Genomic DNA, 20,926 nt, shown 5'->3' on the forward strand with positions numbered 1-20,926 from the left:
TGTGCCGCCCTATGGCGGGCCAGATGCAAAGAGGTAACCGCCCATGCCGCAGTCGGCTGAAAAAGTTCTCGACCACGCGCCCCTGTTCCGCGAGCCGGAATACAGGCAGATGCTCGCCGAGAAGAGGCTGAATTTCGAATGTCCTCACCCGGACCAGATCGTTACCGACCAAGGCGAATTCACCAAGACGTGGGAATACCGCGAAAAGAACCTTGCTCGCGAAGCGCTTGTCGTGAACCCCGCCAAGGCCTGCCAGCCGCTCGGCGCGGTGTTCGCGGCCGCAGGCTTCGAGCGAACCATGTCCTTCGTCCACGGCAGCCAGGGCTGCGTGGCCTATTACCGCTCGCACCTGTCGCGCCATTTCAAGGAGCCTGCTTCGGCGGTTTCCTCCTCGATGACCGAGGACGCGGCAGTGTTCGGCGGCCTGAAGAACATGGTAGACGGGCTCGCCAACACGTACCAACTTTACGACCCAAAGATGATCGCCGTCTCGACCACTTGTATGGCGGAGGTCATTGGCGACGACCTGCACAGCTTCATCGAGAACGCCAAGGACGAAGGCTCGGTCCCGCGCGACTTCGACGTGCCCTTCGCCCACACGCCGGCCTTTGTCGGCAGCCATGTCGACGGCTATGACGTTGCGGTCAAGGGCATTTTGGAGCATTTCTGGAAGGGCGAGGAGCGAACGGAAGCCGAGGGAACCATCAACATCATTCCGGGCTTCGACGGCTTCTGTGTCGGCAACAACCGGGAACTCAAGCGCCTGCTCGATCTGATAGGCGTGTCCTATACTTTCATCCAAGACGCCTCTGACCAGTTCGACACGCCGTCCGACGGCGAATACCGCATGTATGACGGCGGCACGAAGATCGAAGACGTGAGGAAGGCACTCAACGCCGAGGCGACACTTTCGCTTCAGCATTACAACACCCGAAAAACACTGGAGTATTGCGAGGGGGTAGGGCAGGCGACTGCCTCGTTTCATTACCCGCTTGGAGTCCAGGCGACCGACGACTTGCTGATGGAGGTCTCCGCGATTTCCGGCAAGCAAATCCCCGAGGCAATCCGCCTGGAGCGCGGCCGACTTGTTGACGCCATGGCCGACAGCCAATCCTGGCTGCACGGTAAGAAATACGCCATTTACGGTGATCCGGACTTTGTCTACGCCATGGCCCGCTTCATCATGGAGACGGGCGGCGAGCCGACCCATTGCCTCGCCACCAACGGCACCTCGGCATGGGAAGCGGAGTTGAAGGCACTGCTTGCATCATCGCCCTTCGGCAACGGTGCTCAAGTCTGGGCGGGCAAGGACCTCTGGGCGATGCGCTCGCTGCTCTTCACCGAGCCGGTGGACCTGCTGATCGGCAACTCCTATGGCAAGTATCTGGAGCGCGACACGGGCACGCCGCTGATCCGGCTGACGTTTCCGATCTTCGACCGCCACCATCACCATCGGTTTGCGCTCATGGGCTATCAAGGCGGATTGCGCGTACTGACGACGATCCTCGACAAGATCTTCGACAAGCTCGATCGCGAGACAAGCGAGACGGGCGTGACGGACTACTCGTATGACCTCACCCGCTAAACATGACGGTCGGCTTTGGCCGGTCGTCTTCCCGAGGGACTTTGGAGACCGACGCAATGTCCTTGCTCAGAGCCAAAATCCAGGATGTCTTCAACGAGCCCGCCTGCGAGCAGAACCGCGGCAAGGATGCCAAGGCGCGCAAGGAGGGCTGTTCGAAGCCACTGACCCCCGGGGCGGCGGCCGGCGGCTGTGCCTTCGATGGCGCCAAGATCGTACTGCAGCCGATCACCGACGTCGCACACCTGGTCCATGGGCCGCTCGCCTGCGAGGGCAATTCCTGGGACAACCGCGGTGCGGCTTCGTCCGGGCCAACGCTGTGGCGCACGAGCTTCACGACCGACCTCACCGAACTCGATGTTGTGATGGGGCGGGGCGAGCGGAAGCTTTTCAAAGCGTTCCGCGAGATCAAGGAAGCGTATGGGCCGCCGGCGATCTTCGTCTATCCGACCTGCGTGACGGCGCTGATCGGCGACGACATTGAGGCCGTGTGCAAACGCGCGGCGGAAAAGTTCGGTCTACCGGTGGTGCCCGTCAATGCGCCGGGCTTCGTGGGCTCCAAGAATCTTGGCAACAAGCTTGCCGGCGAGGCGTTGCTCGAGCATGTCATCGGCACGGTGGAGCCCGACGAGGCCGGCCCTTACGACATCAACATCCTTGGCGAATTCAACCTCTCGGGCGAATTTTGGCTGGTGAAGCCGCTGCTGGATCGGCTCGGCATTCGGGTGCGCGCCTGCATTCCGGGCGACGCGCGTTACTTCGACATTGCCTGCGCGCACCGCGCCCGGGCGGCTATGGTGGTGTGCTCGACCGCGCTCATCAATCTGGCCCGCAAGATGGAGCAGCGCTGGGAGATCCCGTTCTTCGAGGGCTCCTTCTACGGCATCACCGACACCTCGGAAGCGCTCCGACAGATCTCTCAGCTGCTGGTGAAGAAGGGTGCCGATCCGGAGATCCTCGGCCGCACCGAGGCGTTGATTGCAGAGGAGGAGGCGATCGCTTGGAAGAAGCTCGCCGCCTACCGGCCGAGGCTCGAAGGCAAGCGCGTGCTGCTCAACACCGGCGGTGTGAAGTCCTGGTCGGTCGTCCATGCGCTGATGGAGATCGGCATCGAGATCGTCGGCACCTCTGTCAAGAAGTCGACCGTCGAAGACAAGGAACGCATCAAGCAGATCCTCAAGGACGACAACCACATGTTCGAGCAGATGGCGGCGCGCGAGCTTTACGCCATGCTCTCGGAACACAAGGCCGATATCATGCTGTCGGGCGGGCGCACGCAGTTCATCGCCCTGAAGGCCAAGACACCCTGGCTCGATATCAACCAGGAGCGCCAACATCCTTACGCCGGCTATCACGGCATGGTGGAACTCGTACGCCAGATCGACCTCGCTATTCATAACCCGATCTGGCGCCAGGTGCGGGAGCCGGCACCATGGGATTGCCAGCCTGCGGTGAGGGAGGAACGGCCGCGCACGAGAATCGAGACTGTGACCTTGCATGCTGTCCAGGAATTCTCCGGCACGACGGCCGGTGATTTCGGCGAGTGTTGAGAAGCCAATGGGCCGCATCGTTCCCCAGACCAAAGCGGCGGCGGTCAATCCGCTGAAGTCATCGCAGCCGCTGGGTGCCGCCTTGGCCTTTCTTGGCGTCGACGGCGCGATGCCGTTGTTCCACGGCAGCCAGGGGTGCACCAGCTTCGCGCTCGTGCTCTTCGTGCGACATTTCAAGGAAGCCATTCCCTTGCAGACAACCGCGATGGACGAGGTGGCAACGATCCTCGGCGGGGCAGACCATCTGGAAGAGGCGATCCTCAACCTCAAGGCCCGCACAAAGCCAACGCTGATCGGGGTTTGCACGACCGCGCTGGTGGAAACCCGGGGCGAAGACTGCGCAGGCGATATCGCCAATATCGGGCTGAAGCGCACCAAAGAACTCGCGGGTACGGAGGTGGTGCTGGCCAACACACCAGATTTCGATGGTGCGATCGAAGAGGGCTGGGCCAAAGCTGTCACCGCGATGATCGAAGGGATTACACGGCCCGGCGAGCAGGCGCGGCAATCGAAGAAAATCGTGATCCTGCCTGGCTGGAACCTCACTGTGGCTGACATCGAGCATTTGCGTGAGATGGTTGAGAGCTTTGGACTGAAACCGGTGATTTTGCCGGACGTCTCCGGCTCGCTCGACGGTACGGTGCCCGACCGTTGGGTCACGACCACCTATGGCGGCACCAGCGTCGAGGATATCCGCGAGCTAGGCACGGCCGAGCGATGCATTGTCATCGGTGAGCATATGCGCCGCCCGGCCGAGGTGCTGCAGAGGTTGACCGGGGTTTCTTACGTGCTGTTCCGATCGTTGACTGGATTGAGGGACGCCGACCGGTTCGTCTCGCTGTTGTCCGCAGTTTCGGGCGAGGCGGCGCCGGCTGGGGTGCGCCGTCGGCGGTCGCAGTTGCAGGACGCTTTGCTCGACGGACATTTCCACTTTGGAGGCAAGAAAATTGCGATCGCTGCTGAACCAGACCAACTCTACCAACTCGCGAGCTTCTTCATCGGCATGGGCTCCGAGATCGCGGCGGCGGTCACAACGGCCGCTATGTCGAAAATTCTGGAGGAAGTGCCGGCGCAGTCGGTTCAAATCGGCGATCTCGGCGATTTGGAAGCGCTTGGCGCCGGCGCTGATCTTCTCGTTACTCATTCCCACGGCCGCCAGGCGGCGCAGCGCCTCGGCATTCCGCTCATGCGGGTCGGCTTCCCGATCTTCGACCGGCTCGGGGCCCAGCACAAGCTCACAATCCTCTACCAGGGGACCCGCGACCTGATCTTCGAGGTTGCCAACATTTTCGAAGCCAACGGGCGAGCGCCGACGCCTGAGGCGCTTGATCCACTCCGTAAGCGAGAAATGCCAGATGAGCTCCGTCCGTCGCCTCTCGATCGTCACTGACGAGGTTCACGCACCGACGCCGGAACGCCAGGCGGGCGCATTGCGCGTGGCGATCGCCACGCAGGACATGAAGAACCTCAACGCCCATTTCGGATCGGCCAGGCGCTTTGCTGTCTACGACGTGATGCGCGAGGAGTGGAATCTCGTGGAAGCCGTGGCCTTCGATGACGTTTCCGACGAGAGCGGGAAGCATCGAACTGAGGGCGATGACCGCATCACCCCGAAGGTGGAGGCGCTGAAGGGCTGTCATCTCCTGTTTTGTCTGGCGATCGGCGGACCTTCGGCAGCCAAACTTGTTTCCGCAAAGATCCATCCGATCAAAGTGCCGCAGCCCCAGACCATCCAAGAGGTGCTGTTGCGCACGCAGATGATGCTCAGAACGTGTCCTCCCCCTTGGCTGCGCAAGGTGCTGGCGCAGGCAGGTGTCGCTGAACAGAAACCCTCCTTCGAGGACGAGGACTAAAATGAGGAGTGGGCGAAATGTTTGAAGCCGCTGTTAGCCCTGCCGCTACCGAGGACGAGGCGGCCCTTGCCACCCCGTTCGTCAAATGCCTCGTGCGGCTGATCCGTGCCAATGATTCCCACGGATCATGGGAAGGCAAATCGGACGCCGAGCTGCTGGGCGACTTCATCATCACCAGGGAACAGCGCCGTGCAATTCCAATCATCGGCGATCCCGATCCGGACGTGCTGTGGAGGCTCGATAAGTTCTACACCGCCGTCGGGCTTGCGATTGAGGAACGCTCCGGCCTGATGGCATCGCCGATGATGGAGATAAGCCACGAGGGCTTCGGGCGCGTGCTCTTCACGGCCGGGCGACTGGTCGTTGTGTCAAAGACCCTGCGCGACGTCCATCGGTTCGGCTTCGAGACGTTCTGGAAACTCGCCGCGGCCGGCACCCAACTGGCCGGCGATGCCACCGCAGCCATTGAGGCCTATCCCGAGGTGGCGCGGGCGTGATGGAACCGATTTTCGATAGAGGGGATCATGTCAGGCCTTGATGACATGCGATGGACAGCCCTCTCAATCGAGGCGGTCGAGGCTGACGGGTCCTTGGGGTAGCGCTGATGAAGCCTCTGGTCCTGATCTGTTCGCAAGATGCGCAGTTGTATCTGTTTCTCAGCCACATTCTGGGGGTAGACGGCTTCACCAGTGAGCCGGCAGACGGCGTGAAGGAAGCACTTGCATTGGCCGATCAACGGGAGCTCCAGGCGATCGTGCTGGACTGCGGGCCGGCAAGCGCGACAGGCTCCACAATCTGCGCCCGGTTGAAGCGGGAGCCCCGGACCGGCGGCCTGCCTGTCATTGCGCTGATCGCGCCCGGCGCCGAGAACCAGCACCTGGATCTCTTGAAGGCAGGTATTGACGAGAGCTTTATGCTGCCCTTCGCGCCGGCCAAGCTGCTTGACTGTCTACGCACAAAGCTGGCGCTGCCACAGCCGGGTTCAAACGGGATAAAAAACGGCAGCTGGCTCAGTTGCGGCAGCCTTGAGATGAAGCTCGATGCCCACCGGGTTCGAGGTAATGGCCACGACATCCATCTCGGACCTCTCGAATTCAACCTGCTGCGGCAATTTCTTGAGGCTCCCGGCAAGGTCTTCAGCCGAGACGAGCTGATCGACGCGGCCTGGCCGAACAATATCCATATCGGTGAACGCACTGTCGACGTCCATATCAGCCGGATCAGAAAGGCGCTGAAGGCGGCCTCGCCAGGTAGCGTCATTCGTACTGTCAGGTCTGCCGGCTACTCGCTCGAGAAGCCGGACGACTGAATAGCGAACGGATGGTGTGCCACTCTCCGTGTTCGTTGGAAGGCAAGTCTTGCGGTTCGAAACGCGCTACGGGCCCGACATCTCAGGGGGAAGCAGTCAGATGGCCTTCAAGAAAATACTCAGTGTAGCGGGAGCTGACCACTCCGACCAGGACGTCAGAACAGCTGCGAGCTTGTGCGCCGAAGTCGGCGCACATTTGTCCGTCCTGATCATGTCGCCTCCGCCTCTCGTTATGTCACCTCCGCCGCTAAGCGATGGCATCTCCGAGTGGCCTAGACAACGCGCGCACGCCATTGCCGCACTGGAAAAACGGTACAGGCAAATCGAGAGATTTTCACAGGACACGGCCAGTTGGGAAAAAACATCCAAGGAAATTCACAAACTGCTGAGAGCCACGTGGCGGTGTTATGATGTCGATATTGCCAACTGCGATCAGGCCAGCATCGGTGAGGCGATGCTCGGATGGAGCGGCGCCTGCAATCGCAATGGCGTTGCGCTACCACCTGAGCGACCGAAACGACAAGAAGCTCAAGCAAGGCTTGAGGCGGACGATGATGACGAGGCTGGCGGTAGCCAACGCGGTCATGCATCTGCTCGTCCCTATATGTCGAGACGTCGGTGGCCACGCTTCTGCGCCGACGGGAAGCGGGTGATGCGTGTCCAAGACCCGACAGTGGCGGAAAATATGTCGCGTCCAATACAACCGGCGATCTTGGGCGCCACAGAAATTTTTCAAAGCATAATCAAGCGTTTACAGCACGCTGAGCGCGTTGGCACGGCCTTTGCGAATTGAGATTCAGCAACACTGAGTGAAGGCTGACTGCACGCAGATGCGCAAGACGAACAATGCTCTCCCTTCGTTGAACCCTCGTGCCCCGTCTCAAAAGGGGAACAAGCTTGCGCATAAGGTCACGCAACCTTTGGCAACAGCTTTGGAGGGCAAGGTGATGTTGCGGATGGGGTCACCGGCTCCTTCGATCCAAGTGGAGGACTGGCTGCGTGGCGAGCCCCTTGCGGACTTCCAGCCCGGCAAAGTCTATATCGTCGAATTTTGGGCAACTTGGTGCGAACTATCTGCGGCGGAGATGCTCGAGCTGATGCAGCTACAGGAGAAATACAAGGACAGCGGACTTGAGGTCGTCGGGATCGCGGCTGATGAAGACGCTCCAACGGCCGTCGAGGCCCGGACCAAGTTGGACGCGTGGTTGGCCGAAAAGTGCCCGGATCTGAATCATCGGATTGGGTTCGACTTCACAGGCGAAATGAAGAAGCTTTGGAGGGAACCCAGCTTTTGCGTCGGGATTCCGACCTCGTTCGTAGTCGACCGAGACGGCTGCATCGCCTTTATCGGTCATCCGAGCCAACTCGGTGAGGTTTTGCCGAAAGTGTTCACCGGCAGCTGGCCCACCAGCAACAAAGCGAAAGCCGCCGATCAGCAGCGGATTGCCGCAAGCGAACCCCTGGCGCGCGGACAAGCGCTGAAGAAGCCGATCGATGACAGGTTCTGGGCGGCGGTGAAGCTGGAAGATTGGAAGACGGCGCTCTGGGCGATCGAAGAGGGCATCGCCTTGATGCCGGACGACCTCAATTTCCGCCTGGCTCATGCGCATCTGTTGCTTCACAAAATTCAAGACATGTGGACCGGCTTGCCCGTGATGCGCCAATTGGTTCGCGACGCGATCGACAAAAACTGCGAGGACTGGATGGTTTCGGGGCTAGACCAACTTTTCCATCCGGCCAATGACCATTCGCGCCTTCCCCCTGCTGAGCGCTTCGCGATGGGCAAGGAGCTGTCCGAACACATCCTGGCGCTGAATCCGCCGCAAGGCGGCAGTCCTAAGTTCCGGTCCTATCCCGCGGTCGCCCGATACTATCACGAGAACGGCAACAATGATCGCGCCGTCGAGTTGGTCGAACTGGCACTGACGTCGCTGGACGGTCCGGAGCCTATCCCGGCCGAATTGAAAGAGCAGCATCTGCCGGATTTGCTGCAGGCCCTCGCCAAGTACACGGGTGCGAAGGCTTGTTGCGGCACTCTCTTTTCGGCTGCGCAAACCAGTTCCCCGAAGGTGCCAAAGCGCGGTCGGCCGAGGAGGAAAGATAAAAAAGGGTAATTGGTCGAAATTGGCTACTGGCCAATTCGTCCATTTCCCTCGCGTGACAGCAGCAAGGAGGGTTCATGCAGCACTTGGTCGATCGTTTGCAGCAGGACCGAGGCTCGAATCTTCATGGCCTCCGGCCGCATTGCGGCGGAAGTGATGTTCGACGCGAATTCGCGTGGAAGACTTCGCAGCCGAGGACGTGTTCAAGGTCGGCCAAAGGGACGTCAATTGCGCGGAATCAGCCGCGCCGAGCCGGGCGTCGGCTGTGCAAGTGTGCCCGAAGTAGGCGTGCCAGAAAACAGACATCGTGCTTCGAGGAAGAGGACTGAAATGAGGAGAAGGCGAAATGTCTGATGCTGGTCAGCCGGGCTATCAACGCGGACGAGGCGGCCCTTGCCATGCCTTTTGTCAGATGCCTGGTGCGGCTAATCCGTGCTCAAGACTCCTATGGCTCGTGGGAAAGGCAAATCTGACGCCGAACTGCTGGGCGACTTCACCATCACCAGAAAACAGCGCCGTGCGATCCCATCATCGGCGATCCCGATCCGGACGTGCTGTGGAGGCTCGATTTGTTCTACACGGCCGTCGGGCTTGCGATCGAGGAGCGCTCCGGCCCAATGATGGAGATGAAAGCCATGGGGGCTTCGGACGATTGCTTTTCACGGTCGGGCAGCTCGTCGTTCTGTCCAGACGTCCATCGGTTCGGCTTCGATACGTTCCGGCAACTCGGAGGCCGGTACGAAACTGGTCGACGATGCGACCTCAGCCACTGAAGCCTATCGCGACGTGGCACGGGCGTGAAGACACCGATTTCGAGGAAGGATCTATGTCAAAGCTGGATGAGATGGGAACGAAAGTCCGAAAGCTTCAGCTGCGCGCGGCAATTGCCAAGGTGAAATTGCGCGATCTTGCCGAGAATCTCCCGGGAAAATGGCCGGAGATAGAGGAAGTTGCCGAGGAAGCATCGGCCGTTTTTGCCGAGTTGGACGGTGCCAAGAGAGAGCTCGTTGCCATGAAGAAGTTACGATGACGAGCACATTCACCACCCGCGACGGCTCCGGATGGATGCCGGAATATCTCACCGCTATAGACGGCAGGACCTGCATCGGCTGCGGCCGCTGTTTCAAAGTCTGCTCGCGCGAGGTTATGCATCTTTACGGCGTCGATGACGCGGGTGAAATCCTCGGCGCCTGCGACGACGAGGCCGATGATTTCGATGGCGAGCTCAATCGCATGATCATGGTCGTCGACCATGCTGGCCGCTGCATTGGCTGCGGAGCCTGCAGCCGCGTCTGCCCGAAGAACTGCCAGACCCATGTTGCGGCCGATCAGGTCGCAGCCCAGGAGAACGGTGTTGCCCTTTAGAGGCTTTTGCGCCGTGTTTATCCTGGTCCTGTGCGGCAGTGCTGTGACCGTTTACTTCGCCTCGCATTCCATCCGTCTGACAGTCGTCACGATGCTGGCCGGCTCGCTGCTCCTTCAGTTGGCCTATTTCGCAAGCGTGCTCTTTCTGGTCTGGCGGGCTAGCTGCGCTAGCAGAGCTGGCCAAAGGGCTGAATTTCGACAGGTGCAAGAAAGGTCGATCCAACCGCCAGATTATGATGGGTGAGGAATGAATCTTCAGATGTGCCCCAGCTCGGCCAAATGCCCGGCTTCGCCGCTCCCTTGCGACGCCGTGACAAGGTCAGAGCTCAGATTCGCGCCACTTTGGACGAACCATGAACATTGACGGATCTTCGAGGAATAATGTGCTCGGTATGATCGGTGGCGGCGCATTCCGGTCGCTCTAACCCGGATATGCAGTTTCCGGTTAGAAAGGTGTGCTGCGACTTCCTCGAAGGTTTCGAGCACCATCGGGTAGATCGCCTCGACCTTCAGCGTTTTCATGAAGCTCTCTGCCTTGTGGAAATGATCGAGGCCGACTGCCGCGCGTACGATCCTTCACGAATGCCTCGCCAACGAGCATGACGCACGACAGCGCTCGCTCCGATGATAAGCAGGCGACGCAATGTACGCTCGCCCATCTTCGATGTTGCACCGAGCTTCTGTTTACCGCCGGTAGAGCGTTGCAGCGGCGTCAGGCCCAGCCAAGCGGCGAAGTCGCGCCCCTTTCGGAAGATTGCGGCGCAAGGCGCCAGTGCAACCAGAGCCGTTGCCGTTATCGGACCAACGCCGGGGCCAACCGCCGCACGTCTTCATCCTCTCGGGCACGCCGTGCAATCTCGGCATCGAGCTGCTTGATCCTTTCCTCCAGCGATCTCAGCGTATCGACCAGCATGTGAGGGCCAGGCGGGCTGCTTTGGCAGATCGCCCTCAGGATCCTCTACCTTTTCCATCAGCTTGGCGGTGTGAGAAGGGCCCTGGGCAACGACCAGTCCATATTCTGCGAGATGGCCGCGCAAGGCGTTGATCGTCTGGGTGCGCTGCCGCACCAGCAGATCACGAGCTCGGAATACGGCCGCACTCGCCTGCTCCTCCTCACTCTTCACGGCGACAAACCGCATGGTCGGCCGCTGCGCGGCCTCGCAAATCGCCTCGGCATCGGCCGCGTCGTTCTTCTGCCGCTTCACGAAAGGCTTCACATAGGATGGTGGGATCAGACGAACGGTGTGGCCGAGCTTGCCGATCTCGCGCGCCCAGTGATGCGCCCCAGAACAGGCCTCCATGGCGGCCAAGCAGGCCGGCTGCCCAGCGAGAAACGCAAGCACCTTGTCGCGTCGCAGTTGCTTGCGGAAAACAATGGCGCCCGCCGCATGGCTCCATGCGCCTGAAACACATTCTTCGCTAGGTCCAACCCGATCGTGTTAACTTGCGTTGTGGACGCTCCCTCTCTTACGGTGGCTGTCAAACACCACCATTCTGGCACATCGATGCCGCCGAGGGGGCGTCCACTCCATCACTACCGCCAAGGCATTCGCTTCAGCCAGCTGGCCCGGGATGCTGGTGGCCGGAGCGCACATGACAGGCCACGACCCGGCCGTCGGCCAGCGGTCCCAGAGACGGCACGTCAATGCGGCAGCGTTCGACAGGGAGCGGACAGCGCGGATGAAACGCGCATCCGCTCGGTGGATTTACCGGGCTCGGCACCTCGCCCTCCACGGGCACCTCTAGCCGAACCCGCGTCGGGTCCGGCACTGGAGCTGCCGCGATCAGCGCCTCGGTGTAGGGATGAATCGCCTTGGTGAAGAGCGCCTCGGATGGGGCGAGTTCCACGATCCGCCCCAAATACATGACCGCGATACGATGTCCGATATGTTCAACGACGCCAAGGTCATGCGAGATGAAGACAAAGGCGATACCCATCTGCTGCTGGAGATCCAGAAGCAGATTCAAGATCTGGGCCTGCACGGAGACGTCAAGGGCTGAGACCGCTTCGTCGGCGATGATGAGCGAGGGCTCAAGGGCCAGCGCGCGCGCGATGCCGAGACGCTGCCGCTGGCCACCCGACAATTCAGACGGGAGCCTGTCCATCATCTCAGGTGACATTCCGACTTTTCGGAGAAGGTCTGCGGCCAGTGCCTTGCGCTGCTTGCGACTGAGGCGCTCAAAATTCTCGACAGGCTCCGTAATAATTTGCCCGGCAGTAAGGCGCGGGTTCAGCGACGAGTAAGGATCCTGAAAGACCATCTGCATTCGACGGCGCCACGCGCGAAGCGCGTCCTTCCTGAGGCCTGCAATGTCGGCCCCGTCGATCAGCACGCGCCCACCCGTCGGTTCCACGAGCCGCATCAGGAGCCGCGCCACTGTGGACTTGCCACAGCCAGATTCGCCGACGATGCAAAGCGTCTCACCCGCCTCGACGGAAAAGGATACATCCTCCACCGCCCGGATCACCGGAATGCTTTTCTTGAAGATTCCCGAGCCAAGCGCATAGTGCTTGGTCAGATTCTCGACTTTCAGCAAAGGACCGTTCATCCGCCCATCACCTCTTCGGCGCGCCAGCAAGCTGCGGCGTGGCTCGACCCGACATCACGCAATACGGGCATCTTGTCGCGGCAAATGTCGATCGCAAACGGGCAGCGGGGCGCGAAGCTGCAGCCCACAATGGGCTCGCGCAGGCTTGGAACAATGCCGGGAATTTCCGGAAGGCGGCGCTGTCGGCCGCGCCGCCGGTCAGGCACCGATCGCATGAGGCCCTGAGTGTAGGGATGCGCCGGACGCGCAAACAAATCTATCACCTTCGCTTGTTCTACAATCCGGCCAGCATACATCACAATCACCCGTTGGCACGTCTCTGCTACTACGCCCAGATCATGCGTGATGAACATCACGGCCGTTCCCGTGCGATCTTTCAGATCGACGATCAGCCGTAGGATCTGCGCCTGGATGGTGACATCGAGCGCAGTCGTCGGCTCGTCGGCAATCAACAGTTCCGGCGAGCAGGCAAGGGCCATGGCGATCATTGCGCGCTGACGCATGCCGCCCGACATTTCGTGGGGATAATTGTTAACGCGGCGCTCGGGGTCGGCGATGCGAACCAGACGAAGCATCTCCTCGGCCTTCGCCATGGCAACAGACCGTGAGGCCTTGGTGTGGATCTGCACGGCCTCAGCGATCTGGTGGCCGACCGTGTAGACGGGGTTCAGGCTCGTCATCGGCTCCTGGAAGATCATGGCGATCCGATCCCCACGGATCTTGCGCATCTCCTGATCGGACAGCTCAAGAAGGCCGCGTCCGTGGAAGCGGACCTTGCCGCGGACCGTCCTGGCGGACAGCTTCGGCAGCAGGCGGAGAATGGAAAGAGCGGTGACGCTCTTTCCGCACCCGGATTCGCCAACGACGCCGACCGTCTCGCCAATCATCACCTGGAAGCTGATCCCACCCAATGCCCGCGTGACGCTTTCCTCACCATAGAAATGGGTCTCGAGGTCTTGGACATCGAGAAGCATTTCGTTTTTTTCCATGTTCATATGCGTTGCATATCAGCGCCTCTGCTTCGCGCGGGGATCGAACAGCTCGCGCAGGCCGTCGCCGAGAAGGTTGACGGCAAGGACCGTGACTGCAAGGCAAATACCGGGGGCGGAGATCGTCATGGGAGCAATGGCAAGATACAGGCGCGAACTCGCAATCATGTTGCCCCAGCTCGGAATCTCGGGCGGCACGCCAATGCCGAGGAAACTCAGCCCCGCCTCCGTCATGATCGCGCTGGCGCAGACAGTAGCGCCCTGGACCGTCAGCGCCGGAACTGTGCTGGGCAGAATATGCCGGCATAGCACCTTGGGCAGGCGCGCCCCGCCGCAGAGCGCGGCCTCCACATAGGGGCGGTCGCGAACGCCCAGGACCACAGATCGAACGAGCCGCGCGACGGCTGGCGTCTCGGGGATCGCAATGGCGACGATGAGGATGCCGATTCCGGGTCCCGTCAGAGAAATGAGTGCAATCGCCAGCAGAATCGTCGGGATGGACATCAGGCCGTCCATGACCCGCATGACGACGTTGTCAAAGCTGCGACTGTAGCCGGCGATGACACCGATCAGAGCCCCGGCAAGAGCCGCGCTCGCTGCCGACAGCAGTCCGACCACCAGGGAGATGCGGGCACCGAAGATCGTTCGTGCAAACACATCTCGGCCCAGATTGTCGCTTCCGAACCACATTTCGGCAGAAGGCGGCTGGAGCCGCTTGAATGGATCCATGTTCACTGGATCACCGGCGTAAAGCGGGGCGGCGAGCGCCAGAATGATCAAGAGTGCCAGGAGCCACCCGCCTAACAGAACCAGCGGGTGCCGTCTTGCCAGACGACGAAGATCGGACAGCTGCAGCCGACCCATCGGCACGACTTCGGACAAAATCGTCATATCAGTACCGGATCCGGGGATCGATCAGCGTGTAGGCCAGGTCGATCGTGAGATTGATGATGACGTACAGACCCGAAGTAAGGATGAGCACACTCTGAATGAGCGGATAGTCGCGGTTGTTGATTGCATCCACGACCAGGCGACCGATTCCGGGTATGTTGAACACAGTTTCCGTGAGAACCACTCCGCCGATCAGGTAGGCGAAGCTAATGCCGATGACGGTCAGGATCGGGACGCCCGCGTTCTTCAAGGCATGGTGGAAAAGCATGGCATAGGACGAAGCACCCTTGGCAGCGGCCGTTCGCATATAGTCTTCCGACAGGACCTCGAGCATGCTCGCCCGCGTGACCCGAGCGATGAAGGCAATGAAGCCAAGACTCAACGCAACGGTGGGAAGGATCAGGTGCACAAACCAAGGCCCGAGACCCTCGCCGATCGGGGCATACCCCTGGACCGGCAGCCAGTGTGTCCTGATGGCGAAAAAGTATATGAAGAAATAGCCGATGACAAAGACCGGAACGGAATAACCAATTGCCGAAAACGCCGCGAGGAGGCGGTCGACGAGCCCGCCAGTTCGCCACGCGGCAAGGATACCGAAAGAGACCCCCACCGTCACCGAAAGGATCATCGTCAGGATCGACAGGGAAAGGGTCGGTTCAAGCCGCTGTGATATCAGTTGGAGAACCGGTCGCCCAGTGAAAATCGAGGTGCCGAAATCGCCGCCGAACATGTCCCGCACCCAACCTATGAACTGAACCGGCATAGGATCGTTCAGGCCCATCTGCTCCCGGATGCCGGCTATCACCTCCGCCGTGGCCGACCTGCCGGCGATGATCGCCGCGGGGTCGCCGGGTGCCAGCCTGAGAAGAAGAAAGGCGAAGATCCCGACCATCGCCATGACGGCAATGGTCGAGAACATCCTGCGCAGGATATAGCCAGCCATCAGGCTGAAGCTTTCTGCATGTTCCACATCGGGACGATCTGCGGCATGCCGATGAGGCCAGTGAGGGTCTTGCGGTGCGCGATCGGCGCGACATATTTTCCCAACCTCACATCGCCGACGAAGTCCCACCAAAGCCCTTGCATTTTGCGGGCAAGCGCCTTGCGCTCGTCGAGTGTTGCAACATACGCCCATTTGGTCCGCAGCGCCTCATATTCGTCGTTCTTCGGCCAGCCGTACCAGGCGTCGTCTCCATTTGCGGTTAGGAGGGGGTCCGTGAGCGGATTGCCGAGCGAGTAATCTGATTCAGTCGTGATGAAGAGGTTCCAGCCGCCGTTCTCAATGGGGTCCTTTTTCGCTCGGCGGGTGGTGAGCCCGCCCCAGTCGCTCGGCGCAAGCTCGGCATTGACCCCAATCTTCTGCAGCGCGGCCGCCAGAAGCTGCGAGGCATTGTCGGCTTCGTGCCAGTCCGTTGGATTGAGAATGACGACCTTCTCGCCGGCGTATCCGGCCTCCTTGAAGAGCTGCTTGGCCTTTTCGGGGCCGCCGCCCTTCTTGTACCACCCCGTATTGGACACCGGCGTAGTGTCTCCAAAGATTGAGGCGTGGGTGCTGGAATATTTTGAGTCGGGGGCCATGACGCGCATGAACGCTTCCTGATCAATCAGGTGGAGGATCGCCTGGCGCGCTTTGACGTTGTTAAATGGCGGCTGCAGGAAATTCATGCGCACGAGCGCGTCCCAGCCCGCCTTGTCCAGGACGTGAAGTTCAAGGTTGGCATCACTCTCGACCAAGGAGTAAAGGTCTGCCGGCGGCGTCTCGAAATAATCGATCTCACCTGCTTGCAAGGCCGCCATCGCCGTCTGCTGGTCGGCGATAACATGCCAGATGACGCTATCGACATTGACGATCTTCCCGCCGGCCAATCCATCGGACGGCTCCTTGCGCGGCACGTATTTTTTATTGCGATCATAGATGTAGCTTGCGCCTGGCTTAGAAAGAGCTTCGTTGAACTTGAACGGCCCCGATCCGATAGTCGTAGTCACCTGCTCGGTCGCAGGCCGATTTGCATCCTTCTCGCGCATGATGAACAGGCACGGCGGCGTCAGGTCCGCTAGGATATCGACCAAAAGCCCAAGTGGCTCCTTGAGGCCGATCGTGAAGGCTTTATCGTCCTTCTTCGAGATGTCGCTGGCGCGCGCCATGATCAGCTGTCCGCCGGGGGCCACCTGGCCCCAGCGACGGATCGAGGCGACGCAGTCTGCCGCGGTGACCGGATTACCGTCGTGCCAGCGCAGGCCGTCCCGCAGCTCGAACGTATAAGTCTTCTTGTCGTCGGAGACGTCCCACTTCCCCACCATTTGTGGCTGCGGCATGAACTTCGAGTCCAACGAGAACAGCGTGTCATAAATCGCCGCGCCATGTTCGGCGGTGATGCTCGTCGCCGACCAAATCGGATCGAAGATGCGCAGGTCCATCGCCTTCACCATGTGCACCGTCCGTGCGGCCGCTGGCGCTGTCTGTGCCAGCAACAATGAAGGGATCGACAAAGCCGTTCCTGCGGCTATGCCGGTTTTGAAGAGATTGCGTCGAGAGGTTGTCATGTTCCAGTTCCCCTTTCCCGCGGGTTAATCCACGCTGTGGAATTGCAGATGATAATTGCGCTTGCGACGCCGGTTCGGATCCGCTTTCGATATGATTGAAGCATGATTGATGCCAAGTGAAGCCAGTTTCTGTGCCGCGAACCTCGCTGTGTTATATACCCCATAGTCGAGCTCGGGATTTTCGCGGAGCAACGGCGCGCTGCGGTTGCCCTCTCGGGCGCATCGACAGCAAGGAGCTGTGGCGATAACGCGCGACGTTAGACAATGTAGTTGGTCATGCCTCCGGCGATCGGTAGGTCCCAGACAATTGCAAGCTTGCCGCCACAATTAGTCCGGAAGGAGACATAGTGATGTAGGCCAGTTGTCGCTGAGGGACACGCCGCATGGAGCATAGCCTGGTGATGGCGGCTCCGCGGCTTCTTGGCAGGGTCTGTCACTTGGAGACTCGACGGCACCGCCTCTCTATATTGGCGAATTCCGCGCTCACCCATCTGGCGCCAAATAAGATGATGGGCGAGAGATGATGACACTGAAGGAGCCGAGGAGATTGCAGTGTCAATTTCTATGTCTGCACCTATGCCTGATGATAGAAGTCCATGTCCTTGAGGCGGTTGCGAACCGGCTGGACGCAAGCCCGCAGTGTCCGCGGCGGCCCTGGTCGGGATGTGTCCGTGTCATCCATAGATGAAATGCAATAGCGTGGCAGTAGCGGTGACGTGGGCGTGTCCGCCGCGCAGCCCCCGTGTTTAGCGGAGCGGCGGACACATGACGGTGCTCAGGCGGCCAAGGTCCTCAGGCTGTCCTTCTTGTGCTCGCGCAGATGATCCATGTTGAGATAGCGGGTCGCCTCGAGCCAGTTCTCGTGGATCTCCACCGCCACTGCCCGAACCAGCCGCAGACAGCTCCGCGGGTTGGGGAAGATGCGAACGACCAGGGTGCGCCGCTTGATCTCCTGGTTCAGCCGCTCCAGCATGTCCGTCGACTTCATGTGCTTGTGGTGAGTTAGCGGCAGCCGATAGAAGCTCAGCGTCTCCTCGATGTTATCTTCCACCCAGTTGACCAGCTTCGAGTATTTGGCCTGCCATTTGGCGATCCACTGCGCCAAGTCGCGCTTGACCTCGACAAGGTCGCGCCGGTCGTAGAACCATCGGAGCTCCGCAGGCAATCGTTGTCGACATTGCGCGGCACGTAATCGAGTGCGTTCTTAGGAAGTGGACGTAGCAGCGCTGCCAGACCGCTTCGGGCAGCACTTCGCGGATCGCAGCGGCAAGCCGGCGGCCAGTCGCAAACGCCGCTGGGCGGCCGCCAGAAGCATGACGCTGCCATCTGACGTGATACGTCCGTCGTCCAACGCAGTTGTGACCTTCTTGCGTCCGACGGCTGGAAAAGACAGCGGCAGCAACGCATCCACGGTCATAGGGGCGTGGCTCGCGAGATGCGGTGGAAGCGCTGGCCTGAGCCACGGACTCCTGGCCAAATCAACCGCTTAAGCTACATCCGCTAGCTTCTCAACGCGCCCGTATGCATGAAAATGGGTTAGCTCCTTGCAAGCAAACCAATATCCCCGATGTCACCGACGGCTATCAACTCGTCATCCTGCGAAGGCAGTGCGGACCCGCCGACGTATGACCGACAGCAGGCCTATCCCCCGCGTTAGCAAAAAGATGTGATAGGCTGCCCAGAGCCCGTGATTACCGAACATCTGCTCCAATGCGAACAAAGCAGGGACAAAGGCGGCGAAGGATAAGAGCATCACGTTGCGCATGTCGCGCGACCAAGTTGCTCCCTCGAAGACACCTGTCATCTGGAAGGCCAGCACGCCGCTAGGCGCCGTAAAGACCGCCCAAGGAAGATAGAATGCCGCCTCGGCACGCACGTCTGCTGCCTTTGTTATCGCACCGATAAGCGGTTCGCCGAACGCGAAGCCCAAGAAGCTTGCAAAGCCCGCAAGCGCGAATCCCCAGCCAACCGTTAGTGTAACGGCACGCAAGAAAGCCGTCTGATCACGGGTGCCGATGGCACGCCCGGCGAGCTGCTGTGCAGCGGTCGCAAAGCCGTCGAGGAAGTACGCTGCGGACAGTAAAAAGTGCATTAGCACAGCATTGGCGGCAAGGGTCAGCGTGCTCAGCTGCGCGCTCTGCCGCATGAAAAGCAGGTATGCTCCTATGAGCACGAGGTCACAAATCATAATGTTGCCGTTTAGGCGAAGCATTCGCCCCATCGCTGCGTCATGAAACGTATGGTGGGGCGACGTTCTCGGCATTGCGCGAAAACGCCCGGCGAGGATTGCCAGGCCGGCGATCATGCCGGCAACCTCGCCGCACACCGCGCCCCAGCCGACGCCAGCAATACCCCAGCCGAGATAAACGCCTAAAAAGATCGAGAAGACGAAATTCATCCCGTTGAGGAGGAGTTGCAGGAAAAGTCCGAGGCTGGCTTCGCCGCGACCTAAGAAATAGCCAAGGATTACAAGGTTAATCAGCGCGGCGGGCGCCGAGACGAGCCGGATGCGGATATAAAGATCCATCGCGGCGGTCACCGCCTGCCCGGGGTTCATGAGCCATTCGCCGATCGCGGCAATCAGCGGCGCAAGCTGGATCAAGGCCAAACCCGAGATCGCAGCAATGGCTAGGGCACGCGAGAGAACCGTCCACTCTTCCAGGACATCGTCCCTTCCGAAAGCCTGGGCTACGAGGCCGGTAGTCCCCGAGCGCAGGAAAGTGAAGGTCGAGTAGACGACGTCGAAAACGACCGCCCCGGCTGCAAGGCCGGCGAGTAGTTCGGCGTTACCAAACTGCCCGACTATGGCCGTACCGACAAGGCCGACCAGCGGCGTCGTGAAGGATGCGAGCGTAATCGGAACAGCAATCGCCAGGACTTGCCGATTGGTAACCTCGAATGGTCTTGCGCTGACGATCGACCCTTTGTCTTCCATATCGGCTCCTATCGGACAAGTTGCGACGTTTTGATTGTCGGTGGTATGGTCCGGGCCCCTGGACCAAGAACGGAGAAATGCCCTGGGAAGAGGAGGGGCCGCAGATTGTTCCTTTTCGTTCAATTATCCCCCTGTTCCGAGCAAGGTTGAGTAAAGTGGCGATGACATATCCGAGTTCTCGGCGATCGCCTTTCACGAGATGTCAATATCCAATTTGATCTCGGCGACACTTGGTATGGCAACGGCCTATTGGCGCCATCGATCCAATCGAAACGGGTGCCATCATCATCAGGAACCAGGATTCGCGCGACCGCAGTCCGCCACTGCCTGGTGCGCAAACCCCAGTCGTGTGCTCGGTGATGACATCGGCATTGTAAAGTCGACTAATCAGCTGAGGATTTGGCGCGCCGGCAAAGGGCAAATTGACCTCAATGCTAGGGCACGCTTCGTCCACAGGAATTCAACGTTCGTCGGCCCTGGCCGAGGCCGAGCGGCCCGCTAGTCAGCGCAACGTCGGAGATACACTCCTGCTCGTCATCGGTCGGCGGGGCGAGATATGTGATTTCACAAAAGGTAAAATGCGGCGGCAGCCCGCAGGGCGCATTTTCCGACAAGCGATGAGAGATACTGGAACGCTGGGCTTCGCGAGGAGTGGGTTTCGAGTAAATTTGCCGTGATGCGGTGTTTGGCCCTCGGAGATCGAAATACCGGCAGAGCTTGCCAACTGTTGCATAAATTGACCCCTCTGCGTTCGCGACGCCAGCAACGCCGCAGGTCGCACGTTGCCGGGAACTTTTTGGCGCTTTTCGCCGCAAGATGGCTGTATAAGCTCCGCACGACAGATATTGCTCCTGTGTCTTCAGCCGGGATGAGCGCTCGCTTCCAATCTGCTGTCGCGGTCCGAGCGTAAAACCACCATCTACTTTTCGGCCGTGCCTGACCTCAGATTTTTGGTGAACGTACCATTGTCGGCGATTTGCCGTGGTAAAGATCCTGCAAATTTACTTGTAGGATATGTTACGATGCGCGACCCCTCTCCCCGCCGCTATACGGGGAGAGGATGCCGGCAGGAGTGACGGCCGCCTTGAAGGCCTTCGTGAGCATCGGAGACGACGAGCTTGACGCCGCGCAGGCCGCGACGTGTCAGCTTGCGCAGGAACTCTGTCCAGATCGGCTCGGCCTCCGAGGTGCCAATCTCCATGCCCAGTACCTCGCGCCGGCCGTCCGCGTTGACACCGACGGCGATGATAACGGCG

At 60.2% G+C, this 20,926-nt stretch carries 19 protein-coding genes and 4 pseudogenes; 12 read left to right on the plus strand and 11 right to left on the minus strand.

What is annotated here, in order from left to right:
- Positions 1-43 precede the first annotated feature (43 nt).
- The 12 genes from nifK (at position 44) to NKI46_RS27230 (ending at position 10,005) form a co-directional block, all read left to right on the plus strand.
- Entirely contained in the window at positions 44-1,585 is a 1,542-nt protein-coding gene (nifK, locus tag NKI46_RS27175; RefSeq protein ID WP_352671235.1) for a nitrogenase molybdenum-iron protein subunit beta, read from the plus strand.
- Between the two features lie 56 nt (positions 1,586-1,641).
- Positions 1,642-3,132 (plus strand): nitrogenase iron-molybdenum cofactor biosynthesis protein NifE, encoded by a 1,491-nt coding sequence (nifE, locus tag NKI46_RS27180; protein WP_352748892.1) that lies wholly within the window; start codon positions 1,642-1,644, stop codon positions 3,130-3,132.
- A 7-nt stretch (positions 3,133-3,139) separates the two neighbouring features.
- Complete coding sequence (nifN, locus tag NKI46_RS27185) at positions 3,140-4,522, plus strand: nitrogenase iron-molybdenum cofactor biosynthesis protein NifN (protein WP_352748894.1); 1,383 nt, start codon at positions 3,140-3,142, stop codon at positions 4,520-4,522.
- Entirely contained in the window at positions 4,488-4,985 is a 498-nt protein-coding gene (gene nifX, locus NKI46_RS27190) for a nitrogen fixation protein NifX (RefSeq protein WP_352748897.1), read from the plus strand. The genes nifN and nifX overlap by 35 nt, the downstream gene beginning before the upstream one ends.
- A 17-nt stretch (positions 4,986-5,002) precedes the next feature.
- Positions 5,003-5,482, plus strand: coding sequence for a NifX-associated nitrogen fixation protein (locus tag NKI46_RS27195; RefSeq protein ID WP_352676937.1), 480 nt, complete (start codon positions 5,003-5,005; stop codon positions 5,480-5,482).
- A 107-nt stretch (positions 5,483-5,589) separates the two neighbouring features.
- Positions 5,590-6,294: a response regulator transcription factor gene (locus tag NKI46_RS27200; protein ID WP_352748900.1), complete on the plus strand. Its 705-nt coding sequence runs from the start codon at positions 5,590-5,592 to the stop codon at positions 6,292-6,294.
- A gap of 100 nt (positions 6,295-6,394) precedes the next feature.
- Positions 6,395-7,087, plus strand: a complete 693-nt coding sequence (locus NKI46_RS27205) for a hypothetical protein (protein ID WP_352748902.1) — start codon at positions 6,395-6,397, stop codon at positions 7,085-7,087.
- A gap of 154 nt (positions 7,088-7,241) precedes the next feature.
- The gene (locus NKI46_RS27210) at positions 7,242-8,408 is read left to right on the plus strand and encodes a TlpA disulfide reductase family protein (RefSeq protein ID WP_502896843.1); all 1,167 of its coding nucleotides are present in this window, start codon (positions 7,242-7,244) and stop codon (positions 8,406-8,408) included.
- 539 nt (positions 8,409-8,947) lie between these two features.
- Entirely contained in the window at positions 8,948-9,169 is a 222-nt protein-coding gene (locus tag NKI46_RS27215; RefSeq protein WP_352748907.1) for a DUF269 domain-containing protein, read from the plus strand.
- 53 nt (positions 9,170-9,222) lie between these two features.
- Entirely contained in the window at positions 9,223-9,426 is a 204-nt protein-coding gene (locus tag NKI46_RS27220) for a CCE_0567 family metalloprotein (protein WP_352748910.1), read from the plus strand.
- On the plus strand, positions 9,423-9,761 hold the full coding sequence (gene fdxB, locus NKI46_RS27225) for a ferredoxin III, nif-specific (RefSeq protein ID WP_352748912.1): 339 nt from the start codon (positions 9,423-9,425) through the stop codon (positions 9,759-9,761). The genes NKI46_RS27220 and fdxB overlap by 4 nt, the downstream gene beginning before the upstream one ends.
- A gap of 91 nt (positions 9,762-9,852) precedes the next feature.
- Complete coding sequence (locus tag NKI46_RS27230) at positions 9,853-10,005, plus strand: exopolysaccharide production repressor protein (RefSeq protein ID WP_352748946.1); 153 nt, start codon at positions 9,853-9,855, stop codon at positions 10,003-10,005.
- A gap of 11 nt (positions 10,006-10,016) precedes the next feature.
- On the opposite strand, the gene NKI46_RS27235 is transcribed toward NKI46_RS27230, so the two are convergent.
- The 11 genes and pseudogenes from NKI46_RS27235 to NKI46_RS27285 form a co-directional block, all read right to left on the minus strand.
- A complete protein-coding gene (locus NKI46_RS27235) occupies positions 10,017-10,283 on the minus strand; it encodes a hypothetical protein (RefSeq protein ID WP_352748914.1) in 267 nt (88 codons plus the stop codon).
- Positions 10,284-10,366: 83 nt separating this feature from the next.
- Positions 10,367-11,244, minus strand: a pseudogene (locus NKI46_RS27240) (IS110 family RNA-guided transposase); the annotation flags it as partial.
- 71 nt (positions 11,245-11,315) lie between these two features.
- A complete protein-coding gene (locus NKI46_RS27245; protein ID WP_352748917.1) occupies positions 11,316-12,311 on the minus strand; it encodes an ABC transporter ATP-binding protein in 996 nt (331 codons plus the stop codon).
- The gene (locus tag NKI46_RS27250) at positions 12,308-13,306 is read right to left on the minus strand and encodes an ABC transporter ATP-binding protein (protein WP_352748920.1); all 999 of its coding nucleotides are present in this window, start codon (positions 13,304-13,306) and stop codon (positions 12,308-12,310) included. The genes NKI46_RS27245 and NKI46_RS27250 overlap by 4 nt, the downstream gene beginning before the upstream one ends.
- A gap of 12 nt (positions 13,307-13,318) precedes the next feature.
- On the minus strand, positions 13,319-14,191 hold the full coding sequence (locus NKI46_RS27255) for an ABC transporter permease (RefSeq protein ID WP_352748921.1): 873 nt from the start codon (positions 14,189-14,191) through the stop codon (positions 13,319-13,321).
- A gap of 1 nt (position 14,192) precedes the next feature.
- Positions 14,193-15,134, minus strand: coding sequence for an ABC transporter permease (locus NKI46_RS27260; protein ID WP_352748924.1), 942 nt, complete (start codon positions 15,132-15,134; stop codon positions 14,193-14,195).
- Positions 15,134-16,735, minus strand: a complete 1,602-nt coding sequence (locus tag NKI46_RS27265) for an ABC transporter substrate-binding protein (RefSeq protein WP_352748927.1) — start codon at positions 16,733-16,735, stop codon at positions 15,134-15,136. The genes NKI46_RS27260 and NKI46_RS27265 overlap by 1 nt, the downstream gene beginning before the upstream one ends.
- Positions 16,736-17,510: 775 nt before the next feature.
- Positions 17,511-18,006: pseudogene (locus NKI46_RS27270) on the minus strand (transposase); the annotation flags it as partial.
- Positions 18,003-18,152: pseudogene (locus NKI46_RS27275) on the minus strand (IS1380 family transposase); the annotation flags it as partial. The pseudogenes NKI46_RS27270 and NKI46_RS27275, both read right to left, overlap by 4 nt.
- A gap of 174 nt (positions 18,153-18,326) precedes the next feature.
- Positions 18,327-19,670 carry an MATE family efflux transporter gene (locus NKI46_RS27280; RefSeq protein WP_352748929.1) on the minus strand — a complete coding sequence of 448 codons (1,344 nt, stop codon included), beginning with the start codon at positions 19,668-19,670 and terminating at the stop codon, positions 18,327-18,329.
- 1,084 nt (positions 19,671-20,754) lie between these two features.
- A pseudogene (locus NKI46_RS27285) lies at positions 20,755-20,926 on the minus strand (transposase); the annotation flags it as partial.

Origin of the sequence: Mesorhizobium sp. M0615 (assembly GCF_040320805.1) — a bacterium.
GTDB lineage: Bacteria > Pseudomonadota > Alphaproteobacteria > Rhizobiales > Rhizobiaceae > Mesorhizobium.

Bases quoted from the DNA above. Each gene is read 5' to 3' on its own strand.
- nifK (WP_352671235.1), top strand. From the start codon at position 44: ATGCCGCAGTCGGCTGAAAAAGTTCTCGACCACGCGCCCCTGTTCCGC.
- nifE (WP_352748892.1), top strand. From the start codon at position 1,642: ATGTCCTTGCTCAGAGCCAAAATCCAGGATGTCTTCAACGAGCCCGCC.
- nifN (WP_352748894.1), top strand. From the start codon at position 3,140: ATGGGCCGCATCGTTCCCCAGACCAAAGCGGCGGCGGTCAATCCGCTG.
- nifX (WP_352748897.1), top strand. From the start codon at position 4,488: ATGAGCTCCGTCCGTCGCCTCTCGATCGTCACTGACGAGGTTCACGCA.
- NKI46_RS27195 (WP_352676937.1), top strand. From the start codon at position 5,003: ATGTTTGAAGCCGCTGTTAGCCCTGCCGCTACCGAGGACGAGGCGGCC.
- NKI46_RS27200 (WP_352748900.1), top strand. From the start codon at position 5,590: ATGAAGCCTCTGGTCCTGATCTGTTCGCAAGATGCGCAGTTGTATCTG.
- NKI46_RS27205 (WP_352748902.1), top strand. From the start codon at position 6,395: ATGGCCTTCAAGAAAATACTCAGTGTAGCGGGAGCTGACCACTCCGAC.
- NKI46_RS27210 (WP_502896843.1), top strand. From the start codon at position 7,242: ATGTTGCGGATGGGGTCACCGGCTCCTTCGATCCAAGTGGAGGACTGG.
- NKI46_RS27220 (WP_352748910.1), top strand. From the start codon at position 9,223: ATGTCAAAGCTGGATGAGATGGGAACGAAAGTCCGAAAGCTTCAGCTG.
- fdxB (WP_352748912.1), top strand. From the start codon at position 9,423: ATGACGAGCACATTCACCACCCGCGACGGCTCCGGATGGATGCCGGAA.
- NKI46_RS27230 (WP_352748946.1), top strand. From the start codon at position 9,853: ATGCTGGCCGGCTCGCTGCTCCTTCAGTTGGCCTATTTCGCAAGCGTG.
- NKI46_RS27235 (WP_352748914.1), bottom strand. From the start codon at position 10,283: ATGAAAACGCTGAAGGTCGAGGCGATCTACCCGATGGTGCTCGAAACC.
- NKI46_RS27245 (WP_352748917.1), bottom strand. From the start codon at position 12,311: ATGAACGGTCCTTTGCTGAAAGTCGAGAATCTGACCAAGCACTATGCG.
- NKI46_RS27250 (WP_352748920.1), bottom strand. From the start codon at position 13,306: ATGAACATGGAAAAAAACGAAATGCTTCTCGATGTCCAAGACCTCGAG.
- NKI46_RS27255 (WP_352748921.1), bottom strand. From the start codon at position 14,191: ATGACGATTTTGTCCGAAGTCGTGCCGATGGGTCGGCTGCAGCTGTCC.
- NKI46_RS27260 (WP_352748924.1), bottom strand. From the start codon at position 15,134: ATGGCTGGCTATATCCTGCGCAGGATGTTCTCGACCATTGCCGTCATG.
- NKI46_RS27265 (WP_352748927.1), bottom strand. From the start codon at position 16,735: ATGACAACCTCTCGACGCAATCTCTTCAAAACCGGCATAGCCGCAGGA.
- NKI46_RS27280 (WP_352748929.1), bottom strand. From the start codon at position 19,670: ATGGAAGACAAAGGGTCGATCGTCAGCGCAAGACCATTCGAGGTTACC.